Annotated in this window: 12 protein-coding genes; all 12 read left to right on the plus strand. The window is 39.3% G+C overall.

Annotated features, from left to right (window positions below; genetic code table 11):
• Nucleotides 1–28 precede the first annotated feature (28 nt).
• On the plus strand, nt 29–544 hold the full coding sequence (locus tag K7G93_RS02930; RefSeq protein WP_228400440.1) for a terminase small subunit: 516 nt from the start codon (nt 29–31) through the stop codon (nt 542–544).
• On the plus strand, nt 531–1,877 hold the full coding sequence (locus K7G93_RS02935; RefSeq protein WP_191134825.1) for a PBSX family phage terminase large subunit: 1,347 nt from the start codon (nt 531–533) through the stop codon (nt 1,875–1,877). The genes K7G93_RS02930 and K7G93_RS02935 overlap by 14 nt, the downstream gene beginning before the upstream one ends.
• A gap of 5 nt (nt 1,878–1,882) precedes the next feature.
• On the plus strand, nt 1,883–3,181 hold the full coding sequence (locus K7G93_RS02940) for an anti-CBASS protein Acb1 family protein (RefSeq protein WP_374107380.1): 1,299 nt from the start codon (nt 1,883–1,885) through the stop codon (nt 3,179–3,181).
• 118 nt (nt 3,182–3,299) lie between these two features.
• The gene (locus K7G93_RS02945) at nt 3,300–4,673 is read left to right on the plus strand and encodes a phage head morphogenesis protein (protein ID WP_228400442.1); all 1,374 of its coding nucleotides are present in this window, start codon (nt 3,300–3,302) and stop codon (nt 4,671–4,673) included.
• 114 nt (nt 4,674–4,787) lie between these two features.
• The gene (locus K7G93_RS02950; RefSeq protein ID WP_228400443.1) at nt 4,788–5,870 is read left to right on the plus strand and encodes a DUF2213 domain-containing protein; all 1,083 of its coding nucleotides are present in this window, start codon (nt 4,788–4,790) and stop codon (nt 5,868–5,870) included.
• Nucleotides 5,870–6,322, plus strand: coding sequence for a structural cement protein Gp24 (locus K7G93_RS02955; RefSeq protein WP_228400444.1), 453 nt, complete (start codon nt 5,870–5,872; stop codon nt 6,320–6,322). Before K7G93_RS02950 ends, K7G93_RS02955 begins: the two co-directional genes overlap by 1 nt.
• Nucleotides 6,323–6,342: 20 nt before the next feature.
• Complete coding sequence (locus tag K7G93_RS02960; protein ID WP_228400445.1) at nt 6,343–7,248, plus strand: major capsid family protein; 906 nt, start codon at nt 6,343–6,345, stop codon at nt 7,246–7,248.
• A gap of 10 nt (nt 7,249–7,258) precedes the next feature.
• Nucleotides 7,259–7,615, plus strand: a complete 357-nt coding sequence (locus K7G93_RS02965) for a DUF4054 domain-containing protein (RefSeq protein ID WP_151249411.1) — start codon at nt 7,259–7,261, stop codon at nt 7,613–7,615.
• Nucleotides 7,612–8,058, plus strand: a complete 447-nt coding sequence (locus K7G93_RS02970; RefSeq protein WP_191134822.1) for an HK97-gp10 family putative phage morphogenesis protein — start codon at nt 7,612–7,614, stop codon at nt 8,056–8,058. The genes K7G93_RS02965 and K7G93_RS02970 overlap by 4 nt, the downstream gene beginning before the upstream one ends.
• The gene (locus tag K7G93_RS02975; RefSeq protein ID WP_228400446.1) at nt 8,055–8,429 is read left to right on the plus strand and encodes a hypothetical protein; all 375 of its coding nucleotides are present in this window, start codon (nt 8,055–8,057) and stop codon (nt 8,427–8,429) included. The genes K7G93_RS02970 and K7G93_RS02975 overlap by 4 nt, the downstream gene beginning before the upstream one ends.
• Nucleotides 8,416–8,865, plus strand: coding sequence for a phage neck terminator protein (locus tag K7G93_RS02980; protein WP_228400447.1), 450 nt, complete (start codon nt 8,416–8,418; stop codon nt 8,863–8,865). The genes K7G93_RS02975 and K7G93_RS02980 overlap by 14 nt, the downstream gene beginning before the upstream one ends.
• Complete coding sequence (locus K7G93_RS02985; RefSeq protein WP_228400448.1) at nt 8,865–10,373, plus strand: DUF3383 domain-containing protein; 1,509 nt, start codon at nt 8,865–8,867, stop codon at nt 10,371–10,373. Before K7G93_RS02980 ends, K7G93_RS02985 begins: the two co-directional genes overlap by 1 nt.
• Nucleotides 10,374–10,383: the final 10 nt, after the last annotated feature.

Raw genomic sequence — 10,383 nt, forward strand, 5'->3', positions numbered from 1 at the left:
TCAAGTGTTTAAAAAAGGATTAACCACTATGCCAAAAAAAGACGAGGTTAAATCCACGTCTAAAGGGCGTGGTAAAACTAAATTAACAGACAAGCAAAAACGGTTTGTTGAAGAATATCTAATTGACTTAAATGCCACTCAAGCAGCAATCAGAGCGGGGTATGCTGAGAAAGCAGCTAATCGTGAAGGCAGTCGTTTGTTGTCAAATGTAGACATTCAAGATGAAATCCAAAAAGCCCAAAACACTCGTGCGGAACGAGTTCAAATTTCACAAGATGATGTACTGCGTGACTTAATGGAGTTACGTGATATGTGTATGGGACGTAAATCAGTCATTGTCACTGATACGGTTAAAAACAATCAAGAAGGCAAAGTTACTGCGATTGATAATCACATTTATGCTTTTGAACCAGCAGGAGCAAATAAAGCACTTGAGTTATTGGGTAAGCATTTGGGAATGTTTAAAGAACGTGTTGATTTAACGTCAGGCGATAAATCTTTACCAACAGTTATCAATGTGAGCTTTGGTGATGAGCAATCTTAATATTCAATTTCCATCTAAATTTAAACCGCTCTTTCAGTCGATATGGCGATTTATTATTTTTTATGGTGGGCGAGGGAGTGGTAAGAGCTTTAATATTGCTCGGGCATTGGTGCTAAGAGCTTATGCTAAGCCTACCCGAGTATTGTGTTGTCGTGAGATTCAGAAGTCGATTTCTGACTCGGTGATTACAATGTTAGCCGATCAGATTGAAATGCTTGGATTACAGGCATTTTTTGATATTCAGAAAACGCAAATTATTGGGAAGAACGGTTCTCGGTTTACTTTTGCAGGGCTTAAGACCAATATCACTTCAATTAAATCAATGACAGGAATTGATGTTGTTTGGGTGGAGGAAGGCGAGAATGTCTCTAAAGAAAGCTGGGACGTACTCATTCCTACTATTCGTGAAGAGGGTTCTCAAATCATTGTGAGTTTTAACCCGAAGAACTTGCTTGATGATACTTATCAGAGATTTGTAATAAATCCACCTGATCGGTGTTGTTCTGTGTTAGTTAACTGGCAAGATAATCCCTATTTTCCAAAAGAGTTATTGGAAGATATGGAACAGATGAAAGAGCGTGATTATGAACTTTATTTGCACGTTTATGAAGGTCAGCCAGTTGCGGATAGTGATTTAGCGATCATTAAGCCTATATGGATAGAGAGCGCAGTCGATTCACATATTAAGCTAGGATTTGAGGCACAAGGTAGAAAGGTTGTTGGATTTGATGTTGCTGATGAGGGTGCTGATGCAAATGCAGTTTGTTTCTCACATGGCTCTGTTGTATTTGATTTGGCAGAATGGAAAGGTGTTGATGTTATTTACTCTGCTGATAAAGCCTATCAATACGCACTAGATAATGCGGTAAACGAGGTTGTATTTGATTCCATTGGTGTAGGCGCAGGCGTAAAAGCATATTTTGCCAGAATAAATCAGCGTTTTGCTATAACAGGTTTTAATGCTGGTGGTGAAGTGTTGCGTAAAGATAGCAATTATATCAATGGGAAAAAGAACAAGGATATGTTTGCGAATGTTAAGGCTCAAGCTTGGTGGGCTTTACGAGATCGTTTCTATAAAACTTATCGGGCAGTTAAATTTGGCGATAAATATCCTGATAATGAATTGATAAGTTTAAGTAGCGGCATTTCAGATCTTGAATATTTAAAAGCAGAATTATCACGTCCTCGCGTTGATTATGACAATAACGGGCGTGTGAAGGTTGAAAGCAAAAAAGACATGAAAAAACGTGGTATTCCTTCTCCAAATAAAGCTGATGCATTAGTAATGTGTTATGCACCATTGCAAACAAAACAATTGTGGGATGTTTTATGACACAAATACAAATAAACGATGGTTTAACATCACTCGCAACAAATCTTGGAAAGCGACAAGAGCAATTGCGATATACAAGCGGTTCTTGTTTAACTGATGACAAAGTGCAGTTAGATACGCTTTGGAAGCAAAACTGGATTGTTCAAAAAATCTGCTCAAAGAAAGCCCGTGATATGACAAGAAAATGGCGTGATATTTTTTCTAATGATTTAGAAGCTGAGCATTTAGAGAAGATCGAAAGTATTGAACGCAAGATTAAATTAAAAGAAACATTAGAAAAGGCTTGTGTTTGGGCTAGTCTTTATGGTGGCGTTGCTATTCTTGTGTTAACTGAAAAAAGCACAACATCTCCTCTCAAGACGGGGCAGAACATTGAAAAACTTATTATTCTCGAGCAAAGCAAAGTGCAGCCTAAGAGCGAGAGAAATGAAAATGTTTTTGATGATAATTTTGGTAAGTACAATATCTATACAGTAAATGGCAGAATTGATGTCCATCACTCAAGATTATTGTTCATTAATGCGGTTGAACGTCCTTTAGAAGAGCAGCATAACCAATTTTGGGGGCTTTCAGATATTGAACAGGTATATGAAGTGCTTAAGCGATATGATGCACTAAGTACAAATACAGGTGATTTAGTCCAAGAAAGCAAAGTTGATGTTTTTAAAATGGACGGTTTAACCAATAAACTTGCGGCTGGGTTTGAAAGTGATATTGCAAAAGCAATGACCTCTATTCAACTCATTAAATCATCAACAAATACACTTCTTATTGACAAAGAGAATGAGTATGAGCAAAAAGAACTGACATTTGCTGGCTTACGAGATTTATTAATTGAGTTTCGCAATGCGGTAGCAGGGGCAGCAGAAATGCCTGTCACTATTCTGTTTGGCCAGTCTGTTTCTGGTCTTGCAAGTGGTGATGAAGATATTCAAAACTATCACGAGACTATTCATGGACTACAAGAAAGCAGATTAAGACCTGTATTTGAGAAACTAGATCCAATTATCTCAACAATGGCTGTAGGGTTTTGCCCGCAGGATTGGTGGTTTGAGTTTGTTTCACTAAATGAAGTCAAACAAGAGCAGAAAGTGAATATGCTTAATACATTTTCTGCTGCTACAAATATCCTGATGCAGAATGGTGTATTAAGTGAGATTCAAGTGGCAAATGAGCTAAAAGAAAGTGGTTTATTTGCCTCAATTTCAGCAGAGGATATCGCACAACTGGAGACTCCTACTCATGATGATGAATTTACCCGAAGTGATGAAGGGGCAGAAGAAACCGAGGATAGTGAGGTTTAAGCCGATAAAACAAAGTCGGCAAACTGAATTGTGGTATAGTCGGCAGTTAGTCTCTCGTGTTAAATGGTTAAGGGAACAAATAGAAAGGGCGTTGCAGAATAAGCAAGGCCCTTTTTTTATGGATAGCGACTTTGATGTATTTAATACAGAGCAGTTGCTTTCGGTAATTAAAAAACTTTCTGAAAAAGATCGCAGTAATGAGATTGAAAGCCTAGCCAATGAATTTGTATCGCGTGGTAATGTTCAGAATCAACGTGAAGTAGGTGAGAACTTAAAGCGACAAACAGGGATTGATTTACAGGCGTTTTTAAATCAAAACACTGCTGTGCTTAATAAAATGTCAGTAATGACGACTGCAAATGTACAGTTGATAAAATCAATAGAGCAACAGTATCTTGATAAAGTTCAGACAATTATCACGCAAGGGGCAATCTCTGGTAAGTTAAATCGCGATCTTGCGAAAGAAATTCGAGATTTAGGTGGAGTGACTGAAAATCGAGCTAAGTTTATTGCTCGTGATCAGAGTTCTAAAATCAACGCAGCACTCACACAAGCACGTCACGAAGAGTTAGGTATTAAAAAATACCGTTGGAGTACCTCAGGTGATGAACGTGTGCGAGATAGTCACGCAGAAAATGACGGCAAGATTTTTAGTTATGACGATCCACCTGAAACTGGACATCCTGGGCATGATATCAACTGCCGGTGTGTAGCGATACCTGTGCTTGACGAAACAATAAAAACAAGCAAAAATCAAACCCAGTCATATAACTTGGAAAAAGTACAAATGCGTAGTGATTGGCAAGATGATTTCCCTGATACTGTTATCGACAGAAAATTAGGAGATGCTACTTCTCATCCCCTTTATCAAAATGCAAAAAAAGGAAATGTCGCAGATGCGTACCAATTAGCTAAGGACTTAGTTAGTGATGATGCAGTGGAAAAACTAAGGAGCATCATTAATGGACGAGATGCTATTCTTGTGCCTGTCCATGCTGAAGAAGCTGTTGGTAGAAACATGATCCCTGTCGCTGTGGCAACAGTATTATCTAAAAAACTTGATCTGCCTGTAGATTTATCTATTGTGCAAGCAACTAAAGTATCTAGAACTGGTGGGGATGGATGGCACAGACTAATTTATTCTCCAGCGTTTGATGGTAATGTTCCAGAAGGTAAGTTGGCAATTATTCTTGATGATACACAAACTCAAGGAGGTACTTTAGCTAGCTTAAAAGGATATATTGAGCATCAAAAAGGTAAAGTTATAGCATCTTATGCTTTGACAGGTAAGCAATATTCTGTACAATTAAGGTTATCAAAAGAAACATTACAAGAATTAAGAGGAAAATATGGCAGTATTGAACAATGGTGGTCAAAAAAATTTGGCTATGACTTCTCGAAACTCACAGAATGGGAAGCACGATTTATCCTCAACTCACGTAAGACACCTGACGAAGTCAGAAATACAATCCTTGCGAGAGAGCAAGCGTAAAGCCCATGAACAAATGATGCAAATGAATTAATGTTAACAAACCTAGCTTATTGCTAGGTTTTTTATTACTCATACAACCCGATCTAACAGGTCGGGTTTTTTATTGGAGAAAATATGAAATTCACGGACAAAGGCTCAAGTCAAAGAGCGGTAACAAAAGATGGCTATTTAGTTGTGCCAGCAACTATTTCTAAAGTGGGCGTATTTGACTACCACGCAAGCGAATTGGGCTTGCAAGAAACCGCAGTGAAAAAAGTCGCTCGTACGGAAAACTCTCTATTTTCAGACCGCACTTTAGCCAGTTTTGAAGGTGTTCCTTTAACTATTGGACACCCAGAACAAGGGGTAAATGCAAAAAACTGGAAAGATTTATCTGTAGGCGTAGTGCGAAATGTGAAACGGGTGGGAGATACCTTAGCTGCTGAGGCTTGGGTATATGACGATAACGCCATTAAGTTAATTCAAGATGAAGGTATTGAGGAGCTTTCCTGTGGTTACGATTGCGATATTGTCACCACAACAGTTCAAGATGCTGATTTTGAGATGTCGCCGATGATCGGCAACCACGTCGCTATTGTGGCGAAAGGGCGATGTGGGCCAACTGTTAAATTCGCCGATGAGGATAAATCCATTATGAGTAAAAGCGTGAAATTCCTTGATGCCTTACTTGGTGCATTTGGTATTAAGTTATCAGATGAGCAAAAACAAAAGGTAGAAGAGGAAGAAAAGAAAGAAGAAGGCGAAAAACAGCCATCTAAACCTGAAAAGCCCGTTGAAAAAGACGAGGATGAAGAGAAAAAAACAAAGGAGAAAACCAAAGTGAATGATGCTGCATTAGTGCAAGAAAACGAGCAACTGAAAGCACAAATTAAACAGTTGCAAGATGCCCAAAAATCCACAGAAGAAGAAAACAAACGCACCGCATTATTGGCAGATGCCAAGGTGCATTTTGCTGATGTAACCTTTGCAGATAAAGCAACGGTGCGTGAAATTCAGCAAAGTGCGGTGGTTGCAACAGGGATTTTTAGCGAAGATGAGGCAAAAGCCCTTTCTGATGCGGAAATGGCTGGAGCTTATGTGGCAGCTAAAGCCACAGCGAAGAAACTCGCAGACCAAAACCTAGGGCGTGTGTTAATTGGTGATGCAAAACCTGCACAACGCTTTGATTTTAACTCTTACAACCAAGGAGCAAAATAATGGCATTTGCAATTAATACCGCAGTGGCAACCGCTGGCAACATTGGCAAAGGCGGATTAGCTAACTCAAAAGCTATTGCTTATATGAACGAAGGTGAAACCCCGTTAGTCGCAGGACGTTTTGTGGCGTTATCCGAAAAAGGCGTAAAAGCCTTATCTGCAAAAACTGACACTCTTGCTGGTATTGTAGTGCGTAATGTGATCAAAGACGAAACCCTACAAGGTCAGATTTGTGACGTAATGCACATTGGCACCGCAGACAGTATTTGGGTCGAGATTGCAAAAGGCGTAGAAGACTTCAAGCGTGGCGACAAAGTGCATGTTGTCGCTGTGGCGAATGCTTCAAAAGAGGTTGGTACTATCCAAAAAGCCGAAGATGATACGAACTGCATTAAAACTGACTACACCGTGATTACAGTAGCAGGCAATATTGCAGAAATTACCCGTTTATAACCAGAAGGAACAAAATAACTATGCCACATATTAATATTTTACGTTCGGCATTAACCGAAGTGCAAACAGGCATCAACCGCACAAAATACCCTGATGTTGTGTTCCCTAAGTTTGTATATATTAATTCAGAAGGGAGTGAGCTTGCTGATGAAATCTTAAGTTTTAGCTCTGATATTACAGGTGATTTAGATAGCGGCTTGATTTCAATGAATACCAGCGTGTTCGATCAGGTTGGTGTGACCTTCAACCACAAAAAAGTACCATTAGTGACTTGGTTGAAATTGGTTGAATGGCATGAATTTGAACTTAAAAAAGCAGCAGCATTAGGTGTTCAAGTGAATACTGAGAAACTCTATGCCCTTAACCAAAATGCTCACCAAACTTTACAAAAGGTCGCTTTCTTAGGGCACTCTCGTGATACTCGCTTAAAAGGCTTGTTAAATTCAGACGAGATTGAAGTTTATACTCCTAAGACCAAAGGGGCAGTTAGCGCGATGGATTATGCGAAAGCAGTTGCGTTTTTTGAAGAAATCTTCTTACGCGCAGTGGAAAAAACTCACCGTATTGCTGTGCCAAACTCCTTTGCTATTGATAGTGCAGATAAAGCTCACCTTGCTTTATTGGAGCGCCCAAACTCTGACAAGTCTGCTCTTGAATGGCTAGAAGAAAAACTCAAAGGGGCAGCAGGTAAGGATATTAAGATCGAAGCCTTGCCATCTAATTTTGCGAAATTAGCCAAAGCAAGTAAAACTCGAGCCTTGATTTACACTAATGACAAAAATTATGTGGAAATGAACGTACCAAAATCCCCAACGGTTATTGGTGCAGGCAAGAAAGATCTTGTGACCTACCAATCAGGTTTAACTATGGTGTTTGGTGGCGTGAACTTTAAAGAGCCACAAGCGGCTTTATACGTTGATTATTAAGGAGTAATAAATGCCATTACAAAACAGTTTTATAAAGCGTTATCCAGAGTTTAAAAATGCCGACCCTGAACAAGTCGGCATTTTTATTGAAGATGCAAAAGCTGAGATCAGCGAAAGGCATTGGGGGCGATTGTATGAGCGTGGCGTAATGGCATTAACAGCTCACTTGCTTAGAATAAGTTTTAATTCGAAAGAAAGTCAGGGTGGAGCGATTCGCCCTATTTCTTCTGAGGCAGCAGGTGAACTTTCAGTAAGCTATACGCAATCGATTTCAAATCCTAGCGATGACTTCTATCAAACAACTGCTTACGGGCAGGAGTATTTACGACTTCGTAAATTAATTGGTGTTGGGATAATTGTGGTATGAGTGTTTCCATTTCTGGCAATTTTAATGCGCTTAAGGATTTAGCTAAAACACTGAATGAGCTAGTTAAAAAAGATGTTTTCGTGGGCATTCCAGAAGAGGTTAATAAATCACTTGAAGATCAACCTAGTTTCAATATGGCCAGTCTTGCCGCAGTGCTTGAATTTGGCAATGACCATATTCCAGAGCGCCCTTTTTTAAGACAGACATTAAATGATAATCGGGAAAAGTATGTCTCAATGTTCGTTAATCTGTTTAAGAAAGGCGTTGAGCCAGAAAAAATCTATGAACAACTCGCGTTAATTGCTCAAGCTGATGTTCAAGAAAATATAGTGCGTGGAAATTGGGTGCCGAATAATCCTAAAACAATTAAACGTAAAGGTTCGAGTAAACCGCTTATCGATACAGGTAAATTGCGACAGTCAATAAAAGGAGTTGTGAGATGAGTTTAATTAATCAACGTGGACGATTGAATAATAGCTTGTTTAGGCAAACTCTAACACTAAAAAGGCTAAAAGGTGAACATTCTGCAGAAGGTTTTAATGCGGTTTATTCAAAGCCTGAAAAGATTATCGCTATTGCTATTCCAACAACACCAAACGATATGCAGTTAATGCCAGAGATGGAGCGTTTTTTACCATCGATGAAGTTTTTTACTGGTGTTCCGCTGTCAATTGGCGATCTAGTTCATTTTAGAAATCACGATTACAGAATCATAAAAGCAGGGGATTGGGGAGATTATGGATACTACAACAATATCGGAGTTCGACATAGTTCGACTGCGAAAGTTGATTCAGAGGGCTTTGAAATTACCTGATGGCTCGGTGATTGGTGGGTGGTTGCCTGAAAATAAGCTATCTCGTTTTATCACGGTAGATATGATGTCCAGTAAGGAAATTGGGCAAAGTAAGCGAGTCTTTGACGGTTTAAAAGAAACCATCACAACAAGCTGCTTAAGTGTGGTGAGTATTTCTTGTTACGGCTCAAATTCAGTGAGAGTAGCAATGAAATTAAGAACGATCTTACAAAGCTCAGAATTAATTGATGCATTTAAAGCAATGAATGCGGGCATTGTCAGCTTTTCTGATGTAAGGAATCTTACCGCAACAATTCCAGCAAACTTCGAGGAACGTGGACAATTTGATTGTGAAATATCACATCATCACGTTGTTGAAACGCCACTTAATCCTATCGAGCAAGTCGATGTCACTACAAATAATCATTTAGTTAAACAAATAAGAGGAAATTCATAATGGCTCTATCCATTTCGAATGTTGTTAATGTGCAACTTAACACTGTGCCAAAATCAGCTCCACGTAAAGATTTTGGTGTTGTTGCATTATTTACACCTGAAACAGGTTCTGCGTTCAATGACGCTGAAACTTGTTATGTTTATGTACAAAGTCAGCAAGAAGTCGAACAGCTTTTTGGTTCCAATTCAGAAACTGCGAAAGCGAGTTTTCCATTTTTCAGTCAAAGTCCACGTGCCAAACAGTTAATTATTTGTCGCTGGCAGAAAACAGGAACAACTATTCCGCAGACTTCGAATAAGCTATCAGGAGCAGTTTTAAACAACGATCTGGATGATTTTAAAAACATCTCGAACGGTTATTTTAAATTCATCGTTGGCGATAAAACATTAGACGTTAAAGGAGTAAATCTTACTGAAAGTACAGGGTTTGCGAATGTTGCAACGAAAATTCAAGAAAAACTCACAGCATTAACGGCTGGGGTAACAATCACCTATGATGAGGTAGGTAACCGCTTTTTAGTAACAAGCTCAACGGCTGGTATCCATCCAGGTACAGTAATGAAATATGCGTTCGATGATGGTCAGGATGGTCAGTACATCGGGGCAATGCTTAAACTTGAAGATGGACAAGTTTTATCTGAAAAAGGTGCAGCGCAAATTGTTTTAAAAGCGGAAAAGGTCAATCAAGCGTTATTCAATGTTGCCGAAGTGAATAATAGTTGGTATGGCTTTACTTTTGCTGCGCAACTGACAGAAGCACAAATTGAAACCTGTGCCGAATATGCTCAGGCAAACACGAAGCTATTTGGAGTAAATGTTATCCGTGTGGAAAACCTCGAATGGAAAGCAACGAATATCTTCAAGAAACTTTACGATGCACAATTAGATCACACATTAGCAATTTTTGATAAAGATGATTTATACGCTGCATCGTCAGCGTTAGCGCGTTTATTATCGGTAAACTTTGCAGCGAACAACTCAACAATGACGTTGAAGTTTAAAACACAACCTGGAATCACTGCTGATGATGTGACCGCAACCGAACATAATAAAGCTAAACGCTTAGGTATTAACACCTACACTTATTATGACGATGTAGCGATGATCGCAGAAGGTACAGTTATTGGTGGTAAGTTTGCCGATGAGATTGTGATTTTAGACTGGTTCACTGATGCGGTTCAGAAAGAAGTGTTTGCTCGTCTTTATAAATCACCAACCAAGATCCCACTTACTGATAAAGGTCAAGCGGTGCTTATTTCCGCTGTTGAAAAAGTATGTCTCGAGGGGATTAATAACGGTGCATTTGCTCCTGGTCAATGGACAGGGGATAGTTTTGGCTCCCTTAAAACAGGAGACTATCTCGAAAAAGGCTACTACGTTTGGGCTGCACCAATGGATACACTTTCTGATAGCGACAGGGAGCAACGTAAAGCAACGCCAATTCAGGTGGCTGTGAAACTAGCAGGTGCAATTCATTTCGTTGACATTATCGTTAATTACAATCGATAAGGAGTAAAAA

The organism is Pasteurella canis, from assembly GCF_020810675.1.
Classification (GTDB): domain Bacteria; phylum Pseudomonadota; class Gammaproteobacteria; order Enterobacterales; family Pasteurellaceae; genus Pasteurella; species Pasteurella canis.

Excerpts from the sequence above, each read along its gene's own strand:
- K7G93_RS02930 (WP_228400440.1), top strand. The coding sequence starts at position 29 with ATGCCAAAAAAAGACGAGGTTAAATCCACGTCTAAAGGGCGTGGTAAA.
- K7G93_RS02935 (WP_191134825.1), top strand. The coding sequence starts at position 531 with ATGAGCAATCTTAATATTCAATTTCCATCTAAATTTAAACCGCTCTTT.
- K7G93_RS02945 (WP_228400442.1), top strand. The coding sequence starts at position 3,300 with ATGGATAGCGACTTTGATGTATTTAATACAGAGCAGTTGCTTTCGGTA.
- K7G93_RS02950 (WP_228400443.1), top strand. The coding sequence starts at position 4,788 with ATGAAATTCACGGACAAAGGCTCAAGTCAAAGAGCGGTAACAAAAGAT.
- K7G93_RS02955 (WP_228400444.1), top strand. The coding sequence starts at position 5,870 with ATGGCATTTGCAATTAATACCGCAGTGGCAACCGCTGGCAACATTGGC.
- K7G93_RS02960 (WP_228400445.1), top strand. The coding sequence starts at position 6,343 with ATGCCACATATTAATATTTTACGTTCGGCATTAACCGAAGTGCAAACA.
- K7G93_RS02965 (WP_151249411.1), top strand. The coding sequence starts at position 7,259 with ATGCCATTACAAAACAGTTTTATAAAGCGTTATCCAGAGTTTAAAAAT.
- K7G93_RS02970 (WP_191134822.1), top strand. The coding sequence starts at position 7,612 with ATGAGTGTTTCCATTTCTGGCAATTTTAATGCGCTTAAGGATTTAGCT.
- K7G93_RS02975 (WP_228400446.1), top strand. The coding sequence starts at position 8,055 with ATGAGTTTAATTAATCAACGTGGACGATTGAATAATAGCTTGTTTAGG.
- K7G93_RS02985 (WP_228400448.1), top strand. The coding sequence starts at position 8,865 with ATGGCTCTATCCATTTCGAATGTTGTTAATGTGCAACTTAACACTGTG.